28 protein-coding genes, 4 tRNA genes and 1 riboswitch are annotated in these 26699 nt (G+C 57.9%); of the genes, 21 read left to right on the forward strand and 11 right to left on the reverse strand.

All coding sequences use genetic code 11. The annotated features are described in order from the left end of the window. Window positions 1-42: 42 nt before the first annotated feature. Together FFI16_RS06835 and FFI16_RS06840 are read right to left on the reverse strand one after the other, a co-directional pair. On the reverse strand, window positions 43-669 hold the full coding sequence (locus tag FFI16_RS06835; protein WP_138814645.1) for a LysE family translocator: 627 nt from the start codon (window positions 667-669) through the stop codon (window positions 43-45). Between the two features lie 67 nt (window positions 670-736). Then, the gene (locus FFI16_RS06840; RefSeq protein ID WP_138814646.1) at window positions 737-1192 is read right to left on the reverse strand and encodes a VOC family protein; all 456 of its coding nucleotides are present in this window, start codon (window positions 1190-1192) and stop codon (window positions 737-739) included. 125 nt (window positions 1193-1317) lie between these two features. Here FFI16_RS06840 and FFI16_RS06845 point away from each other — a divergent pair, with 125 nt between their 5' ends. Together FFI16_RS06845 and FFI16_RS06850 are read left to right on the forward strand one after the other, a co-directional pair. Continuing rightward, a complete protein-coding gene (locus tag FFI16_RS06845) occupies window positions 1318-2058 on the forward strand; it encodes a BPL-N domain-containing protein (protein ID WP_138814647.1) in 741 nt (246 codons plus the stop codon). A gap of 564 nt (window positions 2059-2622) precedes the next feature. Further along, window positions 2623-3762: a helix-turn-helix domain-containing protein gene (locus tag FFI16_RS06850; protein WP_138814648.1), complete on the forward strand. Its 1140-nt coding sequence runs from the start codon at window positions 2623-2625 to the stop codon at window positions 3760-3762. A gap of 106 nt (window positions 3763-3868) precedes the next feature. Here the strand turns inward: FFI16_RS06850 and FFI16_RS06855 are convergent, their stop codons facing one another. Beyond that, window positions 3869-5479, reverse strand: coding sequence for a DUF6119 family protein (locus FFI16_RS06855; RefSeq protein ID WP_138814649.1), 1611 nt, complete (start codon window positions 5477-5479; stop codon window positions 3869-3871). 498 nt (window positions 5480-5977) lie between these two features. On the opposite strand from FFI16_RS06855, the gene FFI16_RS06860 reads away from it, so the two are divergent. Beyond that, complete coding sequence (locus FFI16_RS06860) at window positions 5978-6211, forward strand: hypothetical protein (protein WP_053132588.1); 234 nt, start codon at window positions 5978-5980, stop codon at window positions 6209-6211. Window positions 6212-6286: 75 nt separating this feature from the next. Next, window positions 6287-6586 carry a hypothetical protein gene (locus FFI16_RS06865; RefSeq protein ID WP_138814650.1) on the forward strand — a complete coding sequence of 100 codons (300 nt, stop codon included), beginning with the start codon at window positions 6287-6289 and terminating at the stop codon, window positions 6584-6586. 37 nt (window positions 6587-6623) lie between these two features. On the opposite strand, the gene FFI16_RS06870 is transcribed toward FFI16_RS06865, so the two are convergent. Together FFI16_RS06870 and FFI16_RS06875 are read right to left on the reverse strand one after the other, a co-directional pair. Then, window positions 6624-6863 (reverse strand): DUF6124 family protein, encoded by a 240-nt coding sequence (locus FFI16_RS06870; protein ID WP_138814651.1) that lies wholly within the window; start codon window positions 6861-6863, stop codon window positions 6624-6626. Between the two features lie 329 nt (window positions 6864-7192). Next, a complete protein-coding gene (locus tag FFI16_RS06875) occupies window positions 7193-7798 on the reverse strand; it encodes a hypothetical protein (protein WP_178112643.1) in 606 nt (201 codons plus the stop codon). 124 nt (window positions 7799-7922) lie between these two features. On the opposite strand from FFI16_RS06875, the gene FFI16_RS06880 reads away from it, so the two are divergent. From FFI16_RS06880 to FFI16_RS06900, 5 genes are all read left to right on the forward strand, one after another. After that, window positions 7923-8492 carry a nucleotidyltransferase family protein gene (locus FFI16_RS06880; RefSeq protein ID WP_138814652.1) on the forward strand — a complete coding sequence of 190 codons (570 nt, stop codon included), beginning with the start codon at window positions 7923-7925 and terminating at the stop codon, window positions 8490-8492. Between the two features lie 58 nt (window positions 8493-8550). After that, the gene (locus FFI16_RS06885; RefSeq protein WP_138814653.1) at window positions 8551-8991 is read left to right on the forward strand and encodes a TspO/MBR family protein; all 441 of its coding nucleotides are present in this window, start codon (window positions 8551-8553) and stop codon (window positions 8989-8991) included. Further along, the gene (locus tag FFI16_RS06890; protein WP_138814654.1) at window positions 8991-9932 is read left to right on the forward strand and encodes an alpha/beta hydrolase; all 942 of its coding nucleotides are present in this window, start codon (window positions 8991-8993) and stop codon (window positions 9930-9932) included. Before FFI16_RS06885 ends, FFI16_RS06890 begins: the two co-directional genes overlap by 1 nt. A 71-nt stretch (window positions 9933-10003) precedes the next feature. After that, window positions 10004-10459, forward strand: a complete 456-nt coding sequence (locus FFI16_RS06895; RefSeq protein ID WP_138814655.1) for a GNAT family N-acetyltransferase — start codon at window positions 10004-10006, stop codon at window positions 10457-10459. Next, window positions 10459-10944, forward strand: coding sequence for a GNAT family N-acetyltransferase (locus FFI16_RS06900; RefSeq protein WP_138814656.1), 486 nt, complete (start codon window positions 10459-10461; stop codon window positions 10942-10944). Before FFI16_RS06895 ends, FFI16_RS06900 begins: the two co-directional genes overlap by 1 nt. Window positions 10945-11057: 113 nt before the next feature. Here the strand turns inward: FFI16_RS06900 and FFI16_RS06905 are convergent, their stop codons facing one another. The 3 genes from FFI16_RS06905 to FFI16_RS06915 are packed head-to-tail and all read right to left on the reverse strand — an operon-like array spanning window position 11058 to window position 13830. Further along, on the reverse strand, window positions 11058-11822 hold the full coding sequence (locus tag FFI16_RS06905) for an ABC transporter ATP-binding protein (RefSeq protein WP_138814657.1): 765 nt from the start codon (window positions 11820-11822) through the stop codon (window positions 11058-11060). After that, window positions 11819-12823 carry an iron ABC transporter permease gene (locus tag FFI16_RS06910; RefSeq protein ID WP_138814658.1) on the reverse strand — a complete coding sequence of 335 codons (1005 nt, stop codon included), beginning with the start codon at window positions 12821-12823 and terminating at the stop codon, window positions 11819-11821. The genes FFI16_RS06905 and FFI16_RS06910 overlap by 4 nt, the downstream gene beginning before the upstream one ends. After that, on the reverse strand, window positions 12820-13830 hold the full coding sequence (locus tag FFI16_RS06915; RefSeq protein ID WP_138814659.1) for an ABC transporter substrate-binding protein: 1011 nt from the start codon (window positions 13828-13830) through the stop codon (window positions 12820-12822). Before FFI16_RS06915 ends, FFI16_RS06910 begins: the two co-directional genes overlap by 4 nt. A 115-nt stretch (window positions 13831-13945) precedes the next feature. Further along, window positions 13946-14140: riboswitch (cobalamin riboswitch) on the reverse strand. 158 nt (window positions 14141-14298) lie between these two features. On the opposite strand from FFI16_RS06915, the gene FFI16_RS06920 reads away from it, so the two are divergent. After that, on the forward strand, window positions 14299-14775 hold the full coding sequence (locus FFI16_RS06920; RefSeq protein ID WP_138814660.1) for a hypothetical protein: 477 nt from the start codon (window positions 14299-14301) through the stop codon (window positions 14773-14775). A 230-nt stretch (window positions 14776-15005) separates the two neighbouring features. Here FFI16_RS06920 and FFI16_RS06925 read toward each other — a convergent pair whose 3' ends face one another. Beyond that, window positions 15006-16397 carry an aldehyde dehydrogenase family protein gene (locus FFI16_RS06925; RefSeq protein WP_138814661.1) on the reverse strand — a complete coding sequence of 464 codons (1392 nt, stop codon included), beginning with the start codon at window positions 16395-16397 and terminating at the stop codon, window positions 15006-15008. A gap of 103 nt (window positions 16398-16500) precedes the next feature. Between FFI16_RS06925 and FFI16_RS06930 the strand changes: the two genes are divergently transcribed. Continuing rightward, on the forward strand, window positions 16501-17373 hold the full coding sequence (locus tag FFI16_RS06930) for a LysR family transcriptional regulator (protein WP_138814662.1): 873 nt from the start codon (window positions 16501-16503) through the stop codon (window positions 17371-17373). 46 nt (window positions 17374-17419) lie between these two features. Here the strand turns inward: FFI16_RS06930 and FFI16_RS06935 are convergent, their stop codons facing one another. Both FFI16_RS06935 and FFI16_RS06940 read right to left on the reverse strand, forming a co-directional pair. Beyond that, window positions 17420-17629 (reverse strand): hypothetical protein, encoded by a 210-nt coding sequence (locus tag FFI16_RS06935; RefSeq protein WP_138814663.1) that lies wholly within the window; start codon window positions 17627-17629, stop codon window positions 17420-17422. A gap of 101 nt (window positions 17630-17730) precedes the next feature. Further along, window positions 17731-18927, reverse strand: coding sequence for an amino acid aminotransferase (locus FFI16_RS06940; protein ID WP_138814664.1), 1197 nt, complete (start codon window positions 18925-18927; stop codon window positions 17731-17733). Window positions 18928-19270: 343 nt separating this feature from the next. On the opposite strand from FFI16_RS06940, the gene uvrB reads away from it, so the two are divergent. From uvrB to FFI16_RS06990, 10 genes are all read left to right on the forward strand, one after another. Further along, window positions 19271-21286, forward strand: a complete 2016-nt coding sequence (gene uvrB, locus FFI16_RS06945; protein WP_138814665.1) for an excinuclease ABC subunit UvrB — start codon at window positions 19271-19273, stop codon at window positions 21284-21286. Between the two features lie 189 nt (window positions 21287-21475). Next, complete coding sequence (gene gltX / locus FFI16_RS06950; protein ID WP_138814666.1) at window positions 21476-22957, forward strand: glutamate--tRNA ligase; 1482 nt, start codon at window positions 21476-21478, stop codon at window positions 22955-22957. Window positions 22958-23104: 147 nt separating this feature from the next. Further along, window positions 23105-23180, forward strand: a tRNA-Ala gene (locus FFI16_RS06955). Between the two features lie 78 nt (window positions 23181-23258). Next, a tRNA-Glu gene (locus tag FFI16_RS06960) sits at window positions 23259-23334 on the forward strand. Window positions 23335-23384: 50 nt separating this feature from the next. Continuing rightward, window positions 23385-23460 (forward strand) — tRNA-Ala (locus FFI16_RS06965). An 80-nt stretch (window positions 23461-23540) separates the two neighbouring features. Further along, window positions 23541-23616: transfer RNA gene (locus FFI16_RS06970), tRNA-Glu, on the forward strand. Between the two features lie 183 nt (window positions 23617-23799). After that, window positions 23800-24339: a TetR/AcrR family transcriptional regulator gene (locus tag FFI16_RS06975; protein ID WP_017138728.1), complete on the forward strand. Its 540-nt coding sequence runs from the start codon at window positions 23800-23802 to the stop codon at window positions 24337-24339. Window positions 24340-24353: 14 nt separating this feature from the next. Continuing rightward, a complete protein-coding gene (locus tag FFI16_RS06980; protein ID WP_138814667.1) occupies window positions 24354-25187 on the forward strand; it encodes an alpha/beta hydrolase in 834 nt (277 codons plus the stop codon). Window positions 25188-25224: 37 nt separating this feature from the next. Then, the gene (locus FFI16_RS06985) at window positions 25225-25659 is read left to right on the forward strand and encodes a thioesterase family protein (RefSeq protein WP_138814668.1); all 435 of its coding nucleotides are present in this window, start codon (window positions 25225-25227) and stop codon (window positions 25657-25659) included. 55 nt (window positions 25660-25714) lie between these two features. Further along, complete coding sequence (locus FFI16_RS06990) at window positions 25715-26674, forward strand: tRNA-dihydrouridine synthase (RefSeq protein WP_138814669.1); 960 nt, start codon at window positions 25715-25717, stop codon at window positions 26672-26674. Window positions 26675-26699: the final 25 nt, after the last annotated feature.

Raw genomic sequence — 26699 nt, forward strand, 5'->3', positions numbered from 1 at the left:
CAGGCTGAGTGTTAATTAGGCGGATCTGCAGTTCCAGCGTGGTCACCGTTGCTGAAACGCCACTTTCAACCCCAGCCCCATAAACAGCGTGCCGATGATCTTGCCTTCCCACCGACGCAGCTTGGCCAGCCCCTTGATCCCGCGACTTAACGGCCGAATCGAGAGTGCCAGCAAACTTGTATAAACCGCGCTCAGTACCGAAAAGATCAAGCCCAATACCGCAAACTGCACCAGCGACGAACCCGATTCCGGGTGTACAAATTGCGGCAGGAATGCCAGGAAGAAGATCGCGGTTTTCGGGTTCAACACCTCAGCCCCAATCGCCTGGAAAAACGCCTGGCGCGGCGTCACCGCAGGCAACTCGAGCCGCGCATGCGTGCCGGTTTTTGCCATGAACGCCCGCACGCCCAGGTAGATCAGATACGCCGCACCGGCCCACTTCACCGCATTAAACGCCGCCGCCGAAGTCATCAGAATCGCCGACAGCCCCAACGCCGCGCACAGGGTGTGAATCAAATCGCCGCACGCCACGCCCAGCCCGGTCGCAACACCGACCTTGCGCCCGCCTTGAACTGTGCGGGTGAGCACCAGCAGCACGGAAGGGCCGGGGATCAGGAAAAGGCCGAGCACCACGGCGATATAGGTGACGAGGGCGGTGAATTCAAACATGGCGGGTTATCTCGCAGATGGGCGCGGCCTACAGTAATCCTCATGTAGACAGCCAATGCAACGCCGTTCAAGCAAACGCGGCCAGCATAAACGCCTCCAAGCCTTTCTCCTCCAGAATCTCGATGGAGAAATGCCCAAAGCGCTTGGGCAACCAAATGATGCGCGTGCCGGACGGCGATTGCAGATCCGCCAGGCTCAAGGGCCGGCCGTTTTCATCCTGCGGCTGCACACCCTCGGCCATCAACTCGGCATAGGCCACCTCAATATCCGGCGTGGTGTAGCAATGCCGATAAATCATCCCCTCACCGTGGGCGTCCAACAACTCGCGCAAGTTGCCCGCCACCGGCTGCACCAGCATGAAACGCTCCTGGCCCATCAGCACCACCGCATACCGCACATGAAAGCCGCCGCGATTCCAGACTTGAGTGGTGGAGATTTTGGCCTTGAGGATTTTGGCGTAATAAGCGCAGGTCTCTTCAAGGTTCTCGACCAGTACATCGACGTGGCTGAACTTCAGCTCCATAACAGGCCCTCTTGGCGAATGTGGTTTCAGGCGACAGTAGCTGATTTACAACTGTTAACGAATTCAAAGTCGCGTTCGATATAGGCTTTGAACAACCCGACCCCCTGTTCGCTGAGCCCACAACCATGAAACTGCCCGCCATCGCTGCTGCATTTTTTGTACTCGCCACCGTGCAATCACCTTGGGCACAGGCCGCAACGCCCATCACCCACGTCGCCATCTACCGTGGCCCGGCGGGCTGTGATGACTGTTCCGAGAACGTCAAAAACGCCTTGCTGCGGCTCAGCCCCAACTACCAGATCGACTTTGTGGGCGCGGATGAAGCGATCGACATCACTCCGCAGAACCTCGCGCGCTACGACCTCTATGTTCAGCCGGGCGGTGGGCAGGATATTCCGGCTGCGCTCGACAGCTTCGGTGATGCACGCGTGGACGCCATTCGCGACTATGTGGCCAAGGGCGGGCGTTACCTGGGGTTATGCATGGGCGCTTATCTTGCCGATAACAGCAACTTCGGGTTGATACCCCAGGACCTCGACTCCGAAGCCGGGCGCCCGGGGTTTGAAGTGCGCGGGATCGAAGACGCGGCGGTGCGAGTGGTGTGGGATGGCAAGCCGGACAGCGTGTTCTATCAGGACGGGCCGTATTTTCCCAAGGCTGATGGGCGTGCGCCGTATACGGTGATTGCGACGTATCGCAATGGCGATGTGGCGGCGGCGCGGTATCGGTATGAGAAGGGCGTGGTGGTGTTGAGTGGGCCGCATCCGGAAGCGGGGGAGGAGTGGTTTGAGAACGCGGGGATTGCGCTGAGTGAGATGCCGCGGGGGGAGTTGTTTGGGGTGTTGGTGGGGCGGGTTGGGGAATGATGTATGCGTCTATGTTTGTTTGGTAGCGGGTAGTTGGGGAGGGTAGTTTTTGGCTAGAAGCGTTCAGTCACCGGTTCACAAAATTAGGCCCGCTCACCTAGTGTTGCTGCAAAGGTCCAGGGACCCAGCTTAGACGGTCCAGATTATTTTCAGAAAAATGAGCTAGATGAATGGCTATGTGCTACTTTTTCATAGCTTCTCAACTACCGTTCTTTATAGGAGTGGGTATGTTTACTGATATCAAGCCAGGTCCGAAACCCAAGCGCGAAGACGGCAAGGAGGATCGCAGAAGACACGTGAATCCGCCCAACGATAAAAACCATCCGACTTTGCCTATCCACAAACATAAACCTAATGACTAGCGAAGAACTGAAGCCCTCTGTTGTCGGGTGTTTCGGAGGGATCTTTATTAATTTCTCATGTATTTATGAGAAAGCACTTTTAATTTTCGCGAGTGGAAATTTTTGTCAGATCAAAAAAGAATTATTTAAAATATGACTCCACTTTTCCTAGGATTTCTGTCGCAATGACACCTCATGCGACTTCTGTGAGTGCGATATAACAATGGATGATGAAGCTTTAATAGATACGCTTCTTTACAAAGGTGAAGGCACCACCCTTGATTACAAAGTACAACAGTACCCGCATGATGGGGCAACGCCCGACCAGAAAGGAGAGTTACTCAAAGATGTATTGGCGTTTGTGAATGCCTGGAGGAGTGAGCCAGCGTATATTCTGATCGGAGTAAGTAATACGCTTGACGTTGTCGGACTTGATAGGGACCTTGACGACTCCCGGCTGCAACAGTTTATCAACGGTAAAACAAACGTACCCGTTCAGTTCTCGTATAGGCTAGTTAAGTACAAAGGGTTGACGCTAGGCCTGTACACGATTCCTGTCCAAGATCGGCCAGTGTATGCCAAACAACAGTACGGCAAAGTACTACCGAATATTGTCTACGTTCGCCGAGGCTCAGCGACAGATATCGCGAGCCCAACCGAGATTGCAAAAATGGGCGAGGCCAAGGTTGAGTCAACCCAGTCATATGCACCCGTACTTGAATTAGAGACTGTGAATGCCAATGGAGAACCGGCCACGCTGGATTTCGAATATCAGAACGTTTTAATCGATCAGGAATTGCCTGATTATATTGAATATAAAGCTTCGACTCCTTACTCCCGGTTTACTCTTCCGTCGATGACTAGGATAAATGAAGATTATTACAGAGAGAAAGCGGCATTCATACAGCAGCGTGCTGGTTTATTAAGCATAAAATTTTTGCTCCGCAATACCGGTAGCAGTTTTGCAAATGATGTGAGTATTAATGTTGAGATACCTCTCAGCGAGAATTTTCAAGTGGTTACCGACCACAATCTGCTTCCAAAACCTGAGAAAAAAATAAATTTATTAGCCGCTCCCAAGAGGGAAAGTATATATAACCTGGCAAGCTCGAAAGCCTCGTTAGATAAGGTTGGAAATAAGGCTACAGTCGTGTTCCGCTTAGGGAAAATACAAAGCGGAGAAGCTGTCACTACGGATCGCATTTATTTGATTCGCCCCCCTCAGAGCCTTACGAAGTTAGATGTGAAAATATTATCAGACCAACTCCGTGCTCCGATGAGTCTGGAAGTGCCAATACAAATCCAAGCGACCGAAGTAGAGCTGACTTATTCATTGTTAAAAAGGTTGATAGAAGACGAATAATAAGTGTGCGCAGGTGAGGGAAGGTGGGCAAATTTATTTTCGTAAAAATAAATCTGCCCACTTTGTAGTTGGTTTATGTTATGTGTTTTAAAGTTTGTAAAGAGATTTACGTTTCTTTCTTCTTTTTTTTCTTAACGTCTCTCTCGTGTTTGGATATGTAGATTTTAGGGATGAGTCCGTGGTTTATAACCAACTTGTGCCAGGACTCTACGGCCAAAAGAAATTGAATAGAGTTAACATCGGTGATTTTTTCTACATTTTCTTCAAATACGAACCAAAGTGCCGCACCATGAAATTTTCTATCAAACTTGATTGTCTTGTTTTTTATCAATGTAATGGCATCTCGGGATTGCTCGATATTGTAGATTAGCTCTGGTTTTTTCTTTGAGATTTTTACCGATATAATTTCTCCATTATTATATATGTCGGCAACTTCAACTTGATAGCTTCGTCTTTTTTGTTCGAGTGATTTAATGTCTGTCAGGACCCGATCTAGAAGTTGATAGCCACGTTCGCTGCATATTTTTTGATTAAAATACGCTTCTCGATAGTCAATTTTGTCGTCGTCTGGTTTCGCGTTTTTCCTTTTTTCTGTTTGCCAGGTAATGAATTCAGATTCAATCAGTGGCTCCTCCAGTTTTATTTCAATACTGCCTAGTGATCGCTTCAGGTAGTTCATGAACGTTTGATTAAAGACAAACCATTCACCATTCTTTAGAAAGTACTGTTGCTCTTCGTATTCGATTGGGCAGTCGAGGATTTCCTTCAGGTTTCGTGTGAATCGGCCCGTATCTTCGCTTTTGAATTGAACAGTAATGTTGTTGATATCAGTGATGTCGAGATGGTCGCTCAGGAACTCCGAAATAGATTGAATATCAATGGTATTGCCCAAAAGCTTGCGATGATTGCCCTGTTCCCCTTTTGCTTTAATTTCATAATCGTAATCATGGAAACTAAAGCATATAGCTATCCCGTGCACCTGAAACTCTTCGATGAAAACTTGACCGTTTGCACTCTTTAGGTGCTGGAGCAATAGTTTGTCAAGCTCAGTTCCTGCTTCGGCACTTACTGACTCAAGCTTAGGCAGATTGATAATCTTTTCACCACGAAAACTTTCATCAATTTGTTGGAAAATTGCGGATAATTCCAAAGGTTGTTTGTCCATATCCATCTGAATGGAATCGGCAAAAATTATGTTGCGCTCACCCCATATTTCCTTGTTAGCGGCCTTGAGTTTTAAATGGTCGACCGACTCGCCGGCTTCATAGTTATCTATCTGGAACTGCTTATAGGAAGACACGTCTTGTCGTTTTGTGCCCGTGAAGTAGCGGCTTTTTTTCAAAAGTATTGAGTTCTCGTCTGCAACGCGTATTGCGAGATCAATCCCGAAATCAAGGTAAATAAATTTGGAAAGATAAAAGTGAGACTTCCCCAGGCTCACTGCATAGATTTGCTCTTGGTTCTCTAGGCATTGGCATAGTAGTACGCCAAAGTTAAACTTGTTCTTTGGCTCTTTTACCTTGTCATTGAAAAATTCTCTATATGTTTCCCACCACCAAACATTATTTCCTTCAATGTTTTCTGAAAAATAAAAAGTCTTAGAGTAGTTTGCGATGGGAAGGGTTTTCTGCTCGATCAGGCCTACGGATTTAAGCTTCTCCTTTAGTTGTTTTATTTTATGGTGTTTAATTTTGTAAATATTATAAGTATTTGGCATGTCGTTTCCATTCAGTGGTGGCCTGATCCAAATGAGAAATTGCCATTAGCCAGCATGGAGTGCAATGTCTTAATTTTCATAAAAATATTTATTAATAAAATCAGCTGGTTGCCAGCTTTCAGTACGCCAGCTGCTGCAACCGAGTGCGACCAATGCGGCACTTCTCCCAGAGAGACCGAGTGAGGACGTGCTGGATATGGAACAGACCAACATCTCTTTATATAAATAAAAGTGAAGCTGGCCGTGTTGCGCCGTCGGTTAAATTTCAAGGAGGCATGTGAATGTAGTGGAATTTACGTTTGCATTTCGAGAACTCAACGGTTGAAGCAGTCCGGCGTGTTCGCTTACCACACTGACGATGCTTGTGGCGTACAAAAAGAGAACTCGCCAATGTCTGCTTTTAGCCGAAAACAACCTCTTTCCCCGCCAACCGGTCTACCATGGCATCCCCCGGCAGTGGCCCACGCGCTCCCGATCATTTTTTCTCAAGGTATCGCCATGTCCATCGACCAAATCTCCCTCCCAAAAGGCGTCGGTCCTCACGCCATCAAGCTCCTTGACGCCATCACCGGCGCCTCCACCCACGAAGAACTCAACCGCGCTGGCGGCAAAGCTGAAGGATTTGTCTTGGGCCTGGAATCCACCAAAGCCATCAAAAGCCAGATCGCCGAATCCTTGTATGTGGCTTACGACGATGCGGCGAGTAATCGCGCGGGTGAGTTGAAGGGTTAAGAACCCGGCAGTGCAGGACGCTGCGCGCGCAGGGCGTTAGACTGGGCGCCTTTTATTTCTCAGGATGAGGCTGTCATGTTTAAGGTTGCTGTTGCGTCGCTGCTGCTGGCGTGTGCCTTCGGCGCTCAAGCGGATACGACTGTTGATGTGTCGAAGATTTACGGCAATATCAAGTTCGTCAGTAGCTTCCCGGATTATAAGGTCAAGGTAGTAAACAGTTTCCCTGACCTTAAGGTAAAACAGGTGAGCAGTTTTCCCGATTCGGCCGGCAAGTGGAAGACAGTCGAGAGCTTCCCCGACTACAAGATCCAGATTGTTGACTCCTTTCCTGACTTCACCATTCAGTACGTTGATTCGTTCCCAGGGGTTAATTGAAGGCAGCGCCATCAGCGGCGCTGCCTTGGGCTGTTTATCAGCCAGGGCAGGGCGCTTCACGGTCGAGCAATTTGGCCGTGAGCAGCACGCCCAGTTCGCTCAGTTGGTGGATGGCCAGGGCGATGTCGCGGTGTTTGCCGCACAGGTCTTCGGACAGGTCGAGCAGTAGTGTGCTGACCGAGGCGAAGGTTTCGTAGCTGTTGGTGATGAGGGTTTCGGTGCTGGCGTCGGGGATGACGGTGAAGAGGGTGGTTGAGTCTGTTGTGTCATTAGCCATTGTTAAGTTCCTTGCTTGGGCTACAACCCCATCGCTACTAAACGAAAAGGCGGTAGCTGTACGCAGGTTAGTAGACCGGTGGAACCTAACAAAACCGGCGCGCCCGAGGACGCCCTACGCACAGCCACCATCAAGCACAGACAGAAACGTCTGACGGATGAAGCTTGTGCACTTGTTAGGTTAAACCGTGGGCTACTAAACCCGATCACTGAACATTCAGCGACCGAGCCACCTTAGAGACGGCCACCTCAGCACACAAGCCGGCGGATTCTGACGCACGCGTAGGCAATGGAGCAAGGTTGTGCAGGGCATTACATCCTCTGTGCTGGTCAATAGGCCTGGTTCACCCCAACCCCACGCATGATCGAAAACCGTGGGTCGATCAGCTTCAACCTTTGCTCACCCTTCAAGCGGCCCACTACCACGGTGTAGGTTTTGGGCACTTCGGAGAGGTTTTCCGGGTTGCGCGCCAGTTTTTCAATCGCCGGGGTGTTGGCCCAGTCGGCGATGGTCTTCTGGCGAATGTCCACGGTCACCACCCAGGATTTATCCACGGCGGTGCCCATCGGGTTGGGGTTGGCGGCGATGTTCTGGATCTTGGCGATTTCATAGCCCTGGGCGTAGCAAAACCCGGACTCTTGCTGCACGTAGGCGGCGCGGCCGTTGTCGGTGAGGCTGTAGGTTTTGTCGCTTTTGGTGAGCAGGCCGGCGTCGGTCAGTGCGTCGAAGGCGGGCTGGTTGGCGCTGGAGGTGCCGCTCATGGCGCTGTCACTCAAGGTCACCGGAAAGCGGTTGAACATCGCCGCCTTGATGCAGGACGCGCCTTCCAGCCTGGGTTGCAGTGCGGCTTGAATGTCGGCGTCCGACGGGCTGTCGCTGCAGGCGGTGAGCAGCAAAGCGGCGGCGGTGATGAGGGCCATTTCTTTGATTCGCATCGTTTTATCCTTGACGATTGGTGGCGGGCGGGCAAAGTGTATAGAAACATTGCTGTCACGAAACCCTCCCCGCCGTCGTGTAGGGTCGGTGGCTTGAGCCGCCCTGAACACACAAGGATTAAACATGACATTGACCGTCAAAACCCTGCTCGAGCTGGCCATGGCCAACCCTATCAACGCCGAAATCACCGCGCGCCTGCCCGACCTCGGCGTGGAGCAGTGCATGCTCACGGCGGGCTGCCTGTTCCAGGCCGTTTGGAACCATCAGTCAAACTTGCCTGCGGCTCAGGGCGTAAAGGACTACGACGTCTTTTACTTCGACACGGATCTGTCCTACGAAGCTGAGGACAAAGTGATCCGCGCCGCCGAACGGTTGTTTGAGGATTTGGGCGTCAATGTCGAGGTCAAGAACCAGGCGCGGGTGCACCTTTGGTACGGCGAGCGCTTTGGTCGACCTTACCCACAGTTGCATTCGGCTAAACAAGGCGTGGACCGTTACCTGGTGGCCGGCACCTGCATCGGGCTGGAGATCGACACCGGCGAAGTGTACGCGCCCTATGGGTTGGCGGATGTGGAGCAGGGCGTGTTGCGGATTAACCCGCTGCACCGCGAGCCTGAATTGTTCGCCGCCAAGGCCCGGAGTTATCAGGCGCGCTGGCCTTGGCTCAAGATCGTTTCGCCGGATGATTTGTGAACTTTTACCGGTTGCTGACGCGTCCTATGTTGAAATGAACCCTGAGAGTGGATAGCCCATGATCTTTCTGATTTTCCTCATCGCCTGCGGCGCAGCCGCCAGTACCGGCATCATTTTCAAGCCCGGCCAGTGGTACGAAACCCTGGTCAAACCCAGCTTCACCCCACCCAATTGGTTGTTTCCGGTGGCCTGGACGGTCATCTACCTGCTGCTCGCCTGGGCGGGCTATCGCCTGACGATGATTCCCGGCAGCCAATTGGCCCTGGGCCTGTGGGCGGCGCAGATTGCGCTGAACACGCTGTGGACGCCGGTGTTTTTCGGCGCGCATAACATCGTGGCCGGGATGGTGGTGATTGTGCTGCTGTGGCTGGTGGTGGCGGCGTTGGTGGTGATGGCGTTGCGGTTGGACTTGATCACCGGGTTGATTCTGTTCCCGTACCTGGCGTGGCTGAGTGTGGCGGCAGCGTTGAATTTCTCGATTCTGCGTAATAACCGCTGATGGCTCATAAACTTTGGCCCGCGAGCGAGGCTGAGCTGGCCCAGATGCGCCGGTTCAATAAAAAGCTCGCGTGGCTGCCGCGTTTCAAAATCCGCAACTGCATCACGCCGCGTTTGATCCAGGCGTTGTTGCGGGTCAGCCAAACGATCAAGAAGGCACCTGTGGCTGAAACCCGTCGGGTGGCTGGCGTGCCCGTGCGCATCCTGCGGCCCGAAGGGCAAACCCAAGGCGTGGTGCTGGATATCCACGGCGGCGGCTGGGTGATCGGCAATGCGCAGATGGATGACGACCTCAACCTGGGCATGGTGCAGGCGTGCAGCGTGGCGGTGGTGTCGGTGGACTATCGGCTGGCGGTGGACACGCCGGTTGAGGGGCTGATGGAGGACTGCCTGAACGCCGCGCGCTGGCTGCTCGGCAGTGATGAGTTTGCCGATCTGCCGGTGTTCGTCGTGGGTGAATCTGCCGGTGGGCATCTGGCGGCGGCAACCTTGCTGGCACTTAAGCAATGGCCTGAATTGCTCAAGCGTGTGCGCGGTGCGGTGTTGTACTACGGCGTGTACGACTTGACCGGCACACCGAGCGTGCGCACGGCGGGGCCGCAGACGTTGCTGCTGGACGGACCGGGAATGGTCGAAGCGCTGCGCATGCTGACGCCGGGCTTGAGTGATGAAGAACGTCGGCAGCCGCCGTTGTCGCCGTTGTATGGCGACTTCACAGGGCTGCCACCTGCGTTGATGTTTGTGGGGGAGTTGGACCCGCTTAAAGACGACACCCTGCTGATCGCCGAGCGCTGGGGCATAGCGGCACAGGTGCAAGCCCATCTGTTACCGGAATCTGCCCATGGGTTTATTCATTTTCCGGTGGCGATGGCGCAGGCAGTGCTTGCCCATAGCCGTGCGTGGATCACGGCTCAGATTAAGGTGCAGGCCGCTCAGGACTAGATGAAATCCGCTTTTTTTCACAGCGTCGGTCATCTCAAGCCTTCTTATCGTCAGTTACCAAGGGCAGTGCAATGTGCAACTTACACGTGACGCTCAGGCCGGCCATCGTCACCGACCTGCCACTGATTTACCGCGGCGAATTGGCCTATATCCAGTGTTGGGAGCCGGCTCACGAGTCCGCATGGCGGCTGCACTTGGAGCAAAACCTGGCTGTGTGGGTGGATAACTTTGACCGGCTGACGGTGGCAACGCTGGAGGGGCAGTTTGCGGGTTACTCGTTATGGACGCCTGACGCCGGTTTTGCCGAGCTTTGCACCATCAGCGTCAGTGAGGCGTACCGGCGTAAGGGCATAGGTCGCGTGTTGCTCAAGGATTATGCGGTTGCGGCCAAGCGTAGCGGCTTCACGCAACTGCGCTTGAGCGTGCGGGCGGATAACCCGGCCAGGCTGATGTATGAGCAGGCAGGTTTTGTGTGTGTCGGGACGGGCTCCAATGCCTACCTTCTCTACCAGCGAGCGTGCGGTTAATGAACATTCACGCGGTCACCGCTGCCGATATTCCCCAGGTGCTGACCTTTGTGCTGCAAGCGCGTGCCGAGCTTTTCCCTAAGCTCAGCGAAGCGGCGATGCCTGACGACTTGGCGCAATTTGAATCCACCTACCTTGAGGGCGGCGGGCATTTTCTGATTGCGCGTGCAGATGACCAGATCGTCGCGGCGATCGGCTACTTGCCTTACGACGGCCGTTTCCCTCGGTTGAATTACCAGGGGTTTAAAACGGTGGAAGTCGTGCGCCTGTTTGTACGCCCGGCTTTTCGGCGCTTTGGCCTGGCGGGCAGGTTGTATCGCGCGTTAGAGGCGAAGGCACAGGCGGATGGGGTGGCGGTGGTTTACCTGCACACCCATCCGTTTTTGCCGGGTGCGATTGATTTTTGGCGGCGGCAGGGCTTTGAGGTCATCGACGTCGACGCCGACCCGGTGTGGCAGACCACGCATATGCAGCGGTATTTATAGATCAAGGTGGGAGCTGGCTTGCCTGCGATGGCGGCGGATCAGTGATATAGCGTGCGCTGACACACCGCTATCGCAGGCAAGCCAGCTCCCACATTTTAACGGTGTTCAGTCAGTTAAATTGGGCGCAATCGCAGGATTTGCGCGCCGTCGAACGGGTCTGTCAGGTAATGCGCCTGCACCCCGAATGTCTCCTGTAGCCGCTGCGGCGTCAGCACCTCCAGCGGTTTACCCAATGCCACCAGGCAGCCGTGATCCAGTACCGCCAAACGGTCACAGGTCAGTGCCTGGTTCAGGTCATGCAACGCAATCAGCGTGGTCACCGGCAGTGCTTGCACGCCTTTCAAAATCGCCAGCTGATGCTGAATATCCAAATGGTTGGTGGGCTCATCCAGCAATAGAATCTGCGGCCGTTGCGCCAACGCACGCGCGATGTGCACGCGTTGGCGTTCGCCGCCGGAGAGGCTGCGCCAGGCGCGTTGGCTCAGGTGGGTGGCGTCCACATCGTGCAGCGCCTGGCGCACGATGGCGTCGTCTTCACCAGACCACGGGCTCAGCGCCGACAGCCAGGGCGTGCGGCCCAGCGCCACAGCGTCGAACACGCGGATGGCGTCGTCGGTGTCGGCCTGCTGTTCCACCACGGCCAATTGCTGCGCGATGGCGCGGCGCGACAGGCTGCCTAGGCGCTGGCCGCCCAGCAACACCTCGCCCGAAGCAGGTACACGCAAACCGGCGAGCAATTTGAGCAGGGTGGATTTACCCGAGCCATTCGGCCCGACGATGCCCAAGGTTTCACCTGGCTGAACTTCAAGGTGAATGTCGCGCAGCAACTGCGCTTCACGCACTTTGAAGCCCAGGCCGGTGCAACTGAGTACCGTCATCGGGCATTCCTCCGGCCAATCAGGATCAACGCAAACACCGGCGCGCCGACCAGCGCCGTGACCACGCCGACCGGGATCACCTGGCCTTTGATCAAAGTGCGCGACAGCACATCTGCGGCGATCAGGAACAACGCGCCGCCCAGCGCACTGGCGGGCAGCAACCGCGAATGCCCGGTGCCCAGCAGCAGGCGCACGGCGTGGGGGATCACCAGCCCGACAAAACCGATAGAGCCGACAATCGACACCATCACCGCCGTCACCAACGCCGCGCACCCTACCAGCACAAACTGCACGCGCCGCACCGGAATGCCCAGCGAAGCCGCCGAGTCGGTGCCAAAGGTAAACGCATCCAGCGCACGCCGATGCCACAAGCACACTGCCAGGCCTGCGACCGCCACCGGCACCGCCAGCCACACTGACGGCCAGCGCACGCCGCTGAGGTTGCCCAGCAGCCAGAACATGATGCCGCGTGCCTGTTCGGAACTGGCGGACTTGGTGATCAGGAACGCGGTGAGGGCATTGAACAGCTGCGAGCCGGCGATGCCAGCGAGGATGATCTGGCCGGTGCCGCTGGCTGAGCCGCTGGCCCGCGCCAGCAATATCACCAACGCAAACGCTGCCATGGCACCGACGAACGCGCCCGCCGACAGCGAAATCAGCCCGCCGCCCACGCCCATCAACGCCACTAAAACCGCGCCGGTCGAGGCGCCGGCACTGATGCCCAGCAGGTACGGATCGGCCAACGGGTTGCGCAGCAGCGACTGCAAAATCACCCCGCAGGTGGCCAGCCCGGCGCCACACGCGGCGGCGACCAGGGCGCGGGTCAGGCGGTAGTTCCACACCACGCCTTCGTCGATCGGGTCGAGCACGTAACCGGCGGCCCACAGTTTGTTGGCCAGCACCTGCAACACCACCTGCGGTTCGATCGCGGTTTCGCCGATGGCGGTGCCGGCGAGCACGGCCATCAGCAACACAGCGAGGGCGAGTAGGGTACGGGTCATTTGCGCAGGTCGTAGCCGTCGATGGCGCCGGCCAGTTGTTCCAGGCCATCGAACATACGGATGCTGGCCTGCAACGCCAGAGCATCAATAATGATGATGCGGTTGTTTTTTACCGCGTCCATGTTGCGGGTCACGGGGTCGCTGCGCAGGAAGGCGAGTTTCTTTTCATGGTCGTCGGCGGGGTAGCGGCGGCGGTCCATGCGCGCAATCACCAGGAAGGTCGGGTTGGCCTTGGCAATGGTTTCCCAACCGACGGCGGGCCATTCTTCGTCCGACTGCACCACGTTGCGCAGGCCGAGGGTTTGCAGCATGAATTCGGGAATGCCCTTGTGGCCGGCCACGTACGGGTCGGCAGCCATTTCGCTGCTGGAGAACCACACCAGCGCGCTGGCATGCTTGAGGCCTTTGCCTTGCGCGGTGGCGACCGACTTGGCCAGGCGTGCCTTGAGTTCGTCATTCAACTGTTGACCGCGCGCTTGCACGTCGAAAATCTCGGCCAACTGGCTGATGCTTTTATAGATCGTGTCGATGCGGAACGGCTCCAGCCGCGTGCCATCGGCACCCACCAGGTTGTCCTTGCCTTCGCAGTCGGAGGGCAGCACGTAGGTGGGAATCTTCAGTTCATGGAATTGCTCGCGAGTACCGACCACGCCTTGCGGGCCGACCACCCATTCCAGTTCGGCAGCCACCAGTTGCGGGCGTTTGGCGATCACGGCTTCGAAGCTCGGTTCGTTGTCGGCCAGGCGCGCGATCTTGTCGTTCTGCGCCTTGAACTGCGGCAATACGCTGTTGAACCACAACGATGTGCCGACCACTTTATCCGCCACGCCCAGGGCGTAAAGCATCTCGGTGGCGGCCTGGCCAATGGTGACGCTGCGTGCCGGGGCCTGTTGGAAGGTGACGCTGCTGCCGCAGTTTTCGACCGTGAGCGGGTAGTGAGTTGGCGTGGCGTGGGCCAGGGCACAAAAGCCCAGGCTGGTGATCAGGGCGCAAACGCGTAGCGGCATGGGGCAATCTCCGAGTGAACCGTACTTAAAAACAGGGCAGGTACGGCTCGGAAACACACCTTTGAACGCTGCTGGTTTGCAGGGCGCGGATGTCCTTCCCGGACACCCCGCCGGTTAGTGATAACGCTTGGCCGGCAGGTCTCCTGACTGATGCGTCATCGCCTCGCTCCGGCCTTCCCGAGCATGGCTCAGTGGCAGTGGGGAGCAGGCTCGGCACCTACAGTTGCGGGGGCAGTTTCGATTGGCGCGATGGGCTACGCTTCGAATTCCCTATTAGTCCCGTTTGGGAACCGGCGCGGTATGGTAGTTCATCGCGTGGTTCAGTGGGAGCTTGATCAGCAATGGGCTGAAATACGATACTGGCCTAGTAATGTCATTCGCCAATACGATGTCTGCGCACACCAGCCGGATCGCTGGGATGCGCCAGTCAAGCACTAGCCTCTAAATGTCATACACAGGGAACCGGCAATGAATGCTGATCAATGGATTGTTTTGTTCGAGCAGGCCTTTCGTGAAATGGGCGAGAAGCTCGAACAGGTACTGCAATTGAACAGTTGCCGCGAGCACTGGATTCAGGCCGAAATCAGTTTGTATGCCTGGTTCAAGGAGGAGATCAGCCTCTGGACCGATTTGTCGATTGGCGAGCGGCGCAAAGCCGACCTGTATGCCCTGGACGACAGCGGTTCAACGAACATGGTCGCTGAAATCAAGTGCCTGGGCGACATATCCCAAGCCAAGTGCCTGGAGGGCGACTGGTCGGTAAGGGCTGATGTCGAGCGGTTGCGTTCATTCGAATGCCCGGCCCAGTTGTTTGTGTTGGTGATTGCCAAAGGCGAACGCGAGACCAACACCGGGCGGCGCCTTCGCGGGGATGAGTGGGTGGATGGGCGTGAATGCGTCAACGTCGACCTGGGGTTTGCCTTGATCCGCCTGTGGGCGCTGTGACGCGGTAAGTCTTATGTCTGCGACTGGCCTGCTGCTCGCCCTCAGGGCTGGGGAATGCTGCGTGGCGAATTCTGCTAGCGGAAAGGTCACGGTGGACTGATCCACAAACACCGCAGATCAAAGGTGGGAGCTGGCTTGCCTGCGATAGCGGTGTGTCAGCCAAGGAGTTGTCACTGACCCACCGCTATCGCAGGCAAGCCAGCTCCCACAGTTGATTGGTGTTGCCTGGTTTATTTGCGATCCAGCCACACGGTCTGTGCGTTGCAGAATTCACGTACACCGAAGTGCGACAGTTCGCGCCCGAAACCACTCTTTTTCACCCCACCAAAGGCTACGCGCGGGTCGGACACGCTGAACGAGTTGACGAATACTGCGCCGGTTTCCAGTTGGTTGGTGATATCCCGTGCCTTCACCGAGTCGGTGGTGAAGATGCTCGCTGTCAGGCCGAACTCGCTGTCATTGGCCAGCGCTACCGCGTGGTCAGCATCGTGGGCGGTGATGATTGAGGCCACGGGGCCGAACAGTTCCTGTTTGAACGAGGTCATCTGGTCGGTCACGCCTGCCAGCACGGTCGGCTCGTAGTAGTTGCCGGCGCCGGCGACTTTATTGCCACCGAGCAGCAGGGTCGCGCCTTCTTCCAGGGTGGCCTGGACTTGCCCGTGCAGCTCATCACGCAAGTCGAAACGTGCCATTGGGCCGACATAGGTGTCGGTCGACGTCGGGTCGCCCATCACCAGTTTGCGGCTGGCTTCGAGGAATTTGGCGGTAAAGGCTTCCACCACGCCTGCTTCGATGATCAGGCGCTTGGCGGCGGCGCAGACTTGGCCGCTGTTCTGGAAACGCCCGATCACCGCGGCTTGAACGGCGGCGTCGAGGTCGGCGTCGTTGAGCACGATAAACGGGTCGGAGCCGCCCAGTTCCAGCACGCATTTTTTCAGCGCAGCACCGGCCTGGGAGCCGATGGCGATACCGGCGCGCACGCTGCCGGTGAGGGTGACGGCGGCGATGCGTGGGTCGGCGATGGCCTTGGACACGCCGTCGTTGGTCACGTTGACCACTTCAAAAATACCTTCGGCGAAACCGGCTTTCTGGAACGCTTGCTGGATCAGGTAGGCGCTGCCCATCACATTCGGCGCGTGTTTGAGCACGTAGGTGTTACCGGCCAGCAAAGTCGGCACGGCGCCGCGCAGCACTTGCCATACCGGGAAGTTCCACGGCATCACGGCGAAGATCGGGCCCAGCGGGCGATATTCGATCTGCGCGCTGCCGTTATCCACCAGGGTCGGCTCCGGTGCGAGCATGGCCGGGCCTTGGGCGGCGTACCACTCGCTGAGCTGTGCACATTTTTCGATTTCGGCGCGGGCCTGGGCGATGGGTTTGCCCATTTCCAAGGTAATCATTTGGGCCATGTCTTCGGCTTGCTCGCGCAATGCACTGGCCAGGGCCAGCAGCAACTCTGCACGCTGGCTCACCGGCTGGCGGCGCCAGGTACGGAAAGCTGCGGTGGTGCGTTTGAGGGCGGCGTCCAGTTGCGCCTCGGTTTCGTAGGGGTAGCTGGCGACCGTTTCACCGTTGGCGGGGTTGATCGACAAAGCGTGGGTCTGATGAGTAATAGCGTTCATGGCACCGTCCGGCTGAATGAGTGGAATGGGGTCAGCCTACGGGGGTGCATGTTTTCTGGAAACTGAATAATATTAAGCAATACATTCACGTTTGGAGAATGACTTGGACCTGGTGCAGCTGGAAATCTTCAAGGCCGTTGCCGAGCAAGGCAGCATCAGCGCCGCCGCGCAGTTGATTCATCGCGTGCCGTCGAACCTGACCACGCGTATCAAGCAGCTGGAGCAGGATTTGGGCGTGGAACTGTTTATTCGCGAGAAAAGCCGCCTGCGCCTGTCGCCAGCCGGCTGGAATTTCCTCGGTTATGCGCGGCGCATTCTTGATTTGGTGCAGGAGGCCCGCGCAACCGTGGCCGGGGAGGAGCCTCAGGGCGCGTTTGCGCTTGGCTCGCTGGAGAGTACGGCCGCCGTGCGTATCCCGGCGCTGTTGGCGGCGTATAACCAGAAACACACCAAGGTTGAGCTGGACCTGAGCACCGGGCCGTCGGGCACGATGATCGAGGGTGTGTTGTCCGGGCGCCTGGCGGCGGCGTTTGTCGATGGGCCGGTGCTGCATGCCACCCTGGAAGGCGTGGCGGTGTTTGAGGAGGAGATGGTGGTAATTGCGCCGCTGCACCATGCGCCAATCACGCGGGGCCAGGATGTGGCGGGGGAGAGCATCTACACCTTTCGCTCGAACTGCTCGTATCGCCATCACTTTGAGCGTTGGTTCTCACAGGATGGCGCGGTGCCGGGCAAGATCTTCGAGATGGAGTCGTACCACGGCATGCTCGCCTGCGTCAGCGCCGGGGCCGGCCTGGCGTTAATGCCGCGCAGCATGCTGGAGAGCATGCCGGGTTTTACGACGGTGAGTGTGTGGCCGTTGACGGACTCGTTCCGCCTGCTCAATACCTGGCTGATCTGGCGCCGGGGCACGGTGTCGCAGAGTTTGAACAGCTTTGTGAAGTTGCTGGAGGAGCGGGGGCTGGTAGCCACTTAGATCCAGTGTGGGAGCAGGCAAGCCAGCTCCCACCTTTTGATCTGTGTCAGCCGCCAAATTGCAGGGTGCCCATGGCTAGTTTTGCCATCAGTGCCGTGGCGCCCAGTTGCACCAGCCACAAGGCCAACCCACCCCAAAACACACCCAGTGCCACTTGCAGCACCAGGCTTTTCTGGCGCTTTGCTTGCGGCGGGCGCGGGGCGTAGTCATGCAGTTCGTCGCGGTCGGCGCGCAGGTCCAGGTCGTCGTTTCTCATAAGGCTCTCACAGCAAGGTGGCGTTCGGTGTTCAGTCTAGTGGCTTGGCCAACAAAAAGGGGGAAGCCATTGGCTTCCCCCTTCGTATGACGCTGGCAGGTTTATAGAACCTGAACAATCGCTTTTGTTACCGCACCAATGTTCGACTGGTTCAACGCGGCCACGCAGATACGGCCGGTGTCGAGCGCGTAGATGCCAAACTCGGTGCGCAGGCGGGTGACTTGCTCAACGGTCAGGCCGGAGTAGGAGAACATCCCACGCTGGCGGCCGACAAAGCTGAAGTCGTGGCCCGGTGCAGCCTTGGCCAGCTCGGCAACCATCTGCTCGCGCATGCCGCGGATGCGCAGGCGCATCTCGGCCAGTTCGGCTTCCCACTGGGCGCGCAGTTCCGGGTTGTTCAGCACCGCAGCCACGATCGCCGCGCCATGGGTAGGCGGGTTGGAGTAGTTGGTGCGGATAACGCGTTTGACCTGGGACAGGATGCGCGCGCTTTCTTCCTTGGATTCGCTGACGATCGACAGCGCGCCCACGCGTTCGCCGTACAGCGAGAACGATTTGGAGAACGAGCTGGAGACAAAGAAGGTCAGGCCCGATTCAGCGAACAGGCGCACGGCCGCGGCGTCTTCGTGGATGCCGTCGCCAAAGCCCTGGTAGGCCATGTCGAGGAACGGCACCAGGTTCTTGGCCTTGATGACGTCCAGCACGTTCTGCCAGTCGGCCGGGCTCAGGTCGACGCCGGTCGGGTTATGGCAGCAAGCGTGCAGCACCACGATGGACTGTGGCGGCAGGGCGTTGAGGTCTTCGAGCAGGCCGGCACGGTTGACGTCGTGGGTGGCAGCGTCGTAGTAGCGGTAGGTCTGCACCGGGAAGCCGGCCTTTTCGAACAGCGCCTGGTGGTTTTCCCAGCTCGGGTCGCTGATCGCGACGACGGCGTTGGGCAGCAGTTGCTTGAGGAAGTCCGCGCCGATTTTAAGCGCCCCGGTGCCGCCGACCGCTTGGGCGGTGATCACGCGGCCGGCGCTCAGCAGTGGCGATTCAGCGCCGAACAGCAGCTTTTGCACGGCCTGGTCGTAAGCCACGATACCGTCGATCGGCAGGTAGCCACGGGCGGCGTTTTGCGCCACGCGAATGGCTTCCGCTTCGGCAACGGCACGCAAGAGTGGAATCTTCCCCTCCTCGTTGCAGTAAACGCCCACGCCAAGGTTGACCTTGGTGGTTCGTGTGTCGGCGTTGAATGCTTCGTTGAGGCCCAGGATTGGATCGCGTGGTGCCATTTCGACAGCGGAGAACAGGCTCATTTTTGCGGCAGCTCTATGGGGGAAGGGAGGGACGTGTCGCGCTCCAGCCGAATGCACTAGAGCGGTGCACAAACGGGGAGCTAGTATAGAGCTCATCCAGGCTCAGGGCGACAGCCGAAACGGCTTTTAGGCCAAGTTTTTCGGTTTATTTGCCCACCGTTAGTCTTATTGCAATATTGGTCAACGACGGCTGGTAGGACGATTGCCTTGAAACCCGCCACATTTGCCACCACTTCTACAGCTATCATGGTTTTTTCCTGCAACCTGCGAAGACTTTTCGCGGGTTGCTGAGCTATTTCGTCCCTGGCGGTGTTGAGTCTGGGGTGACTTCACGAGGTACGTTATGTCGGATTTCCAGCTCGTCACCCGTTTTGAACCCGCAGGCGACCAACCTGAAGCCATTCGGCTGCTGGTCGAAGGCATCGACGCCGGCCTGGCGCACCAGACGCTGCTCGGGGTGACCGGTTCCGGCAAGACCTTCAGCATCGCCAACGTGATTGCGCAGACCAATCGCCCAACGTTGGTGCTGGCGCCGAACAAAACCCTGGCCGCGCAGCTATATGGCGAATTCAAGGCGTTCTTCCCGAACAACGCAGTGGAGTACTTCGTTTCCTATTACGACTACTACCAGCCCGAAGCCTATGTGCCGTCGTCCGACACCTTTATCGAGAAGGATGCGTCGATCAACGACCACATCGAGCAGATGCGGCTGTCGGCGACCAAGGCGCTGCTGGAGCGCAAGGACGCGATCATCGTTACCACGGTGTCATGCATCTACGGCCTGGGCAGCCCGGAAACCTATTTGAAGATGGTGCTGCACGTCGACCGTGGCGACAAACTCGACCAGCGCGAATTGCTGCGCCGCCTGACGAGCTTGCAGTACACCCGCAACGACATGGACTTTGCCCGCGCCACCTTCCGCGTGCGCGGCGATGTGATCGACATTTACCCGGCCGAGTCCGACCTGGAAGCGATCCGCATCGAGCTGTTCGACGATGAAGTCGAGAGCCTTTCGGCCTTCGACCCGTTGACCGGCGAGGTGATCCGCAAGTTGCCACGCTTCACTTTCTATCCGAAAAGCCACTACGTGACGCCGCGTGAAACCCTCATGGGGGCGATCGAGGGCATCAAGGGTGAACTGGTTGAGCGCCTGGAATACCTGCGTTCCAACAACAAACTGGTGGAAGCCCAGCGCCTGGAGCAACGCACCCGTTTTGACCTGGAAATGATCCTGGAGCTGGGCTACTGCAACGGCATCGAAAACTACTCGCGGTACCTGTCGGGGCGTGACTCCGGGCAGGCGCCGCCGACGCTGTTTGATTATTTGCCGGACGACGCGCTGCTGGTGATCGATGAATCCCACGTCAGCGTGCCTCAAGTCGGCGCGATGTATAAGGGTGACCGTTCGCGCAAAGAGACCTTGGTGGAGTACGGTTTCCGCTTGCCGTCGGCGCTGGATAACCGGCCAATGCGCTTTGACGAATTTGAAAGCATCAGCCCGCAGACGATTTTTGTCTCGGCCACACCGGGTAACTATGAGGCCGAACATGCGGGGCGCGTGGTTGAACAATTGGTGCGCCCGACCGGCCTGGTGGACCCGCAAATCGAGATCCGCCCGGCGCTGACCCAGGTCGATGACTTGCTCTCGGAAATTACCAAGCGTGTGGCCCTGGAAGAGCGGGTGCTGGTCACCACGCTGACCAAGCGTATGTCCGAAGACTTGACCGATTACCTGGCCGACCACGGTGTGCGCGTGCGTTATTTGCACTCGGATATCGACACGGTGGAGCGCGTGGAGATCATCCGCGACCTGCGCCTGGGTGTGTTCGACGTGCTGGTGGGGATCAACCTGCTGCGTGAAGGCCTGGACATGCCGGAAGTCTCGCTGGTGGCGATTCTGGATGCGGACAAGGAAGGTTTCCTTCGTTCCGAGCGTTCGTTGATCCAGACTATTGGCCGGGCGGCGCGTAACCTCAATGGCCGCGCGATTCTGTACGCGGACCGCATCACCGGCTCCATGGAGCGGGCGATAGGCGAGACCGAGCGCCGTCGTGACAAGCAGATCGCATTCAACCTGGAGCATGGCATTACCCCGAAGGGCGTGTTCAAGGACGTTGCCGACATCATGGAAGGCGCCGTGGTGCCCGGTTCGCGCAGCAAGAAGCGCAAGGGCATGGCCAAGGCGGCCGAGGAGAGCGCCAAGTACGAGAACGAACTGCGCTCGCCGAGTGAGATCAGCAAGCGGATTCGGCAACTGGAAGAGAAGATGTACCAGTTGGCGCGCGATCTTGAGTTTGAGGCGGCGGCGCAGACGCGCGATGAGATTGGCAAGTTGCGTGAGCGCTTGTTGGCTGTTTGATTTTTCGCTAGTCGGCCTGGCCTCATCGCAGGCAAGCCAGCTCCCACATTTTGACTGTGTTCACAAATCAAATGTGGGAGCTGGCTTGCCTGCGATAGCGGCACCGCGGTCTGCCAGAACCCCCCGCGCTGGTGTTACCATTCGCCCCTTGTTTCAATTTTCAGTTTTATCGCCCATTCGAGACCTGCCATGACCACCGTCCGCACGCGCATTGCGCCATCGCCTACTGGGGATCCCCACGTCGGTACTGCCTACATCGCCTTGTTCAACTACTGCTTTGCCAAGCAGCACGGCGGTGAATTCATCCTGCGGATCGAAGACACCGACCAAGTGCGCTCCACCCGTGAGTCGGAACAGCAGATCTTCGATGCCTTGCGCTGGTTGGGCATTACCTGGGCCGAAGGCCCGGATGTTGGGGGCCCGCACGGCCCGTATCGCCAGAGCGAGCGCAGCGACATCTACAAGCAGTACACCCAGCAACTGGTCGACATGGGCCACGCCTTTCCGTGCTTCTGTACCGCCGAAGAACTCGACCAGATGCGTGCCGAGCAACAGGCCCGTGGCGAAACCCCACGTTACGATGGCCGCGCACTGCTGCTGTCCAAGGAAGAAGTGGCCCAGCGCCTGGCCGCCGGCGAGCCGCATGTGATCCGCATGAAAGTGCCGAGCGAAGGCGTGTGCGTGGTGCCGGACATGCTGCGCGGCGACGTCGAGATCCCGTGGGACCGCATGGACATGCAGGTGCTGATGAAGACCGACGGCTTGCCGACGTACTTCCTGGCCAACGTGGTCGATGACCACCTGATGGGCATCACCCACGTGCTGCGCGGCGAAGAATGGCTGCCATCGGCGCCTAAACTGATCCTGCTGTATGAATACTTCGGCTGGGAGCAACCGCAGCTGTGCTACATGCCGCTGTTGCGTAACCCGGACAAGAGCAAGCTGTCCAAGCGCAAGAACCCGACTTCGGTGACGTTCTACGAGCGCATGGGCTTTATGCCTGAAGCGATGCTCAACTATCTGGGCCGCATGGGCTGGTCGATGCCCGATGAGCGCGAGAAGTTCTCGTTGCAGGAAATGGTCGACCACTTCGACCTGTCGCGCGTTTCCCTCGGCGGGCCGATTTTCGATATCGAGAAGCTGTCCTGGCTCAACGGCCAGTGGCTGCGTGACTTGCCGGTAGAAGAGTTCGCCAGCCGTGTGCAGCATTGGGCGCTGAACCCTGAGTACATGATGAAGATCGCGCCGCTGGTGCAGGGCAGGGTAGAGACGTTCAGCCAGGTCGCACCGCTGGCCAGCTTCTTCTTCGCCGGTGGCGTGAACCCGGACGCCAAGCTGTTTGAGTCCAAGAAGCTCTCCGGTGATCAGGTTCGCCAGTTGATGCAGTTGATCCTGTGGAAGCTCGAAAGCCTGCGCCAGTGGGAGAAGGACGCGATCACCGCGACGATCCAGGCGGTGGTCGAATCCCTGGAATTGAAATTGCGCGATGCCATGCCGCTGATGTTTGCCGCGATCACCGGGCAGGCCAGTTCGGTGTCGGTGCTTGATGCGATGGAAATTCTCGGCCCGGACCTCACGCGTTTCCGTCTGCGCCAAGCCCTTGATTTGCTTGGGGGTGTGTCGAAGAAAGAAAACAAAGAGTGGGAAAAGCTGCTGGGCGCTATCGCTTAAGCAGGCGGTTGTTACGACGAAACCCCGGTTTTCCGGGGTTTCGCCGGTAAGTGATTGTTATCCCGGCAAAAAAGTTTGGAAATTGTTGAAAATAAATTTGACACACTTCCAAACCGCCATTAAGATTCGCCCCGTCCTCACCGATGAGGGGCTATAGCTCAGCTGGGAGAGCGCTTGCATGGCATGCAAGAGGTCAACGGTTCGATCCCGTTTAGCTCCACCAATTTACAGGTTCAAGGTCTGGCCACACCGTCCTTGAATTGATCAGAACTCAGCTCTGATCGGTTGTACAGAAGGTTTTGTCCCCTTCGTCTAGTGGCCTAGGACACCGCCCTTTCACGGCGGTAACAGGGGTTCGAGTCCCCTAGGGGACGCCAGTTTCAACAAGCAGCTCGAAAGGTCTGCTGCGTCGCGAGACGAAAAATCCGGGGCTATAGCTCAGCTGGGAGAGCGCTTGCATGGCATGCAAGAGGTCAACGGTTCGATCCCGTTTAGCTCCACCAATTTTACAGGTTCAAGGTTCCGGCCACACCGTCCTTGAATCGATCAGTTCTCAGCGCTGATCAGTGTATAGAAGGTTTGTGTCCCCTTCGTCTAGTGGCCTAGGACACCGCCCTTTCACGGCGGTAACAGGGGTTCGAGTCCCCTAGGGGACGCCACGATTACCCGCTCTGCGGGATTTTTAAGGGTCATTCAATTATTGAATGGCCCATTTGTTTGTCTGGCGTTTGGCCAATCTTCTCCTCAATACCCTTTATTTTGTCCTGACCAGCGGTCATGCCTGTCGCTTGCTAAATATTATTATGGTAATAATATTTAACCCATGAGAAACGGAGGCTTTGATGAGCGATAAAAAAGCGCAAACCCGCGAACGCATTTTGCAGGCTGCCAGCGCGGCGCTGATCCAGCGCGGCCCGGCGGAGCCCAGTGTCGGCGAAGTCATGGGCGCCGCCGGGCTGACGGTCGGCGGTTTCTACGCACACTTTGAAAGCAAAGACGCGCTGATGCTGGAGGCCTTCACCCAGTTGCTGGCTCGGCGGCGTGCGTCGATCGACGACATGGACGCGCAACTGACGGGGGAGGAACGCAGAAGCCTGGTGGCGGCGTTTTACCTGTCGCGCAAGCACCGCGACTCCACCGATCACGCTTGCCCGATCCCGGCCACTGTGGGCGAGATGAGCCGCCTGCCGGATGAGTTTCGCCTGGCGCTCAACGAGCACACCGAGTTGATGGCCGCCCAATTGGCGGCAAGCCCCGAAGACACCGACAAGGCTTTGGCCGACATGGCCTTGATGATCGGCGGTCTGGCGCTGGCCCGTGCGCTTGGTCCGGGTGAGTTGTCCGACCGTGTGTTGCGTGCCGCTAAATCGGCGGTGCGTTAAGAAGGAGTCGCATGATGGGCGCATTCACCTGGATTCGTGGTTTCCATGGCACCGTTGGCCGGTTGGCGCCGCACACAGTGGCCAGCAAATTGCGCCGTACCTTCATGACGCCGCGCACCCTGCCGCCACGTGATTGGGAGCTGCCGCTGCTGGCGCAATCGGAGCGCATCACCTTGCGTTTCGGCTTGTCGGCGTTGCGCTGGGGCCAAGGGCCTGCGGTATTGCTGATGCATGGCTGGGAAGGGCGTCCTACGCAGTTCGCCAGCTTGATCACCGCGTTGGTGGCTAACGGCTATTCGGTGATTGCCCTGGATGGCCCGGCCCATGGTCGCTCGCCGGGGCGTGAGGCGCATGTGTTGCTGTTTGCCCGCGCCATGCTCGAAGCCGCCGCTGAATTACCGCCGCTGCACGCGGTGGTCGGGCATTCCATGGGCGGCGCCAGTGCGATGCTGGCGGTGCAACTGGGGCTGCGTACCGAGGCACTGGTGAGTATTGCCGCGCCCTCGCGCTTCCTGGATGTGCTGCGCGGTTTTACCCGCATGGTCGGCTTGCCGCCGCGTGCGCGCTTGGCGTTTATCCAAGAGGTCGAACTGACCTTCGGCATGCCGCTCAAGCACCTGGATGTGGCCCACTACCAGATGAACCTTCCGGGGTTGATCGTACACGCTGAAGACGACACCTTTGTCCCGGTCAAAGCCTCGCAAGCCATCCACGAAGCCTGGTTCGACAGCCGTCTGCTGCGCCTGGAGCAGGGCGGCCACCAGCGGGTGCTGGCTGATCCACGGGTGATCGAGGCTGTGCTGGCCCTGTTGGCCGGCGGTCGTTTACAGGAGCGGCAAACCGCCTGATACACTGGTCGGTGACTTTCATCGACTGGAGCAAGGCATGGGCTGGGATCTGGCAGCGCCGTTTATCATCGACCTGCAGGTCGCCGCTGAAGATATCGACGGTCTTGGGCACGCCAATAATGCGGTGTACGTGTCCTGGCTGGAGCGTTGTGCGTGGCGCCACTCCCAGCGCCTGGGGCTGGACCTCACTGAGTATCGGCGGCTGGACCGCGCCATGGCTGTGGTGCGTCATGAGATCGACTACCTCGCAGCGGGCTATGAAGGTGACGAGTTGCAACTGGCTACGTGGATCGTCGATTGGGACCAACGCCTGAAGATGACCCGGCGTTTTCAATTGGTTCGCCCCAGTGATGGCGCGACCCTGCTGCGTGCGCAAACGACCTTTGTGTGCATCGAGCTGTCCAGCGGCAAGCCCAAACGCATGCCTGCCGAGTTTCTCGATGGTTATGGCCCGGCACTGACCGGGGGTTAACGGTTCCAGCTGGAAACCCAGTAAACTGCGCCACGATTTTTCTTGAGTGTTTCCCATGCAAATTGCTTTGGCGCCCATGGAGGGGTTGGTCGACAACATCCTGCGGGACGTGTTGACCCGCGTGGGCGGTATTGATTGGTGCGTGACCGAGTTTATTCGCGTCAACGACCGCCTGCTCACCCCGGCCTATTTCCACAAGCTCGCCCCCGAACTGCTGCACGGTGCCCACACCGCAGCGGGCGTGCCGTTGCGCGTGCAGTTGCTGGGCTCCGACCCGGTGTGCCTGGCGGAAAACGCAGCGCTGGCGTGTGAGCTGGGTTCCGAGGTAATCGACCTGAACTTCGGCTGCCCGGCCAAGACCGTCAACAAATCCCGTGGCGGTGCGGTATTGCTCAAGGAGCCGGAGCTGCTTAACCAGATCGTCGAGCACGTGCGCCGTGCCGTGCCGGCGCATATTCCGGTCACTGCGAAGATGCGCCTGGGCTTCGACAGCCCCGACGGCGCGTTGGTGTGCGCCACAGCCCTGGCTGAAGGCGGCGCGGCGCACATCGTGGTGCATGCGCGCACCAAGACCGATGGCTACAAACCGCCGGCCCATTGGGAGTGGATCCCGCGGGTGCAGGACGTGGTCAAGGTGCCAGTGTTTGCCAATGGCGATATCTGGAGCGTCGAAGACTGGAAGCGTTGCCGCGAAGTCAGCGGCGCCGAGGACATCATGCTTGGCCGTGGCCTGGTGGCCCGCCCGGACCTGGCGCGGCAGATCGTAGCGGCGAAGGCGGGTGAAGACGTGTTGGAAATGACCTGGGCGCAGCTGCAGCCCATGCTCCATGAGTTCTGGCGCCAATCGGTGGCGCAACTCACCGAAAAGCAGGCACCTGGCCGTTTGAAGCAGTGGCTGGCGATGCTCACGCGCAATTACCCCGAGGCTGTCGAGTTGTTCACCGCGCTGCGCCGTGAAACCGGGCTGGAGCAGGTCAGCCGCTTGTTGGGTATGAAGCATCCCGACCCAGCGTAGTGACGTGATCACAGCCGCCTTTGTT

Origin of the sequence: Pseudomonas sp. KBS0710 (genome assembly GCF_005938045.2) — a bacterium.
In the GTDB taxonomy this organism is placed as follows: Bacteria; Pseudomonadota; Gammaproteobacteria; order Pseudomonadales; family Pseudomonadaceae; genus Aquipseudomonas.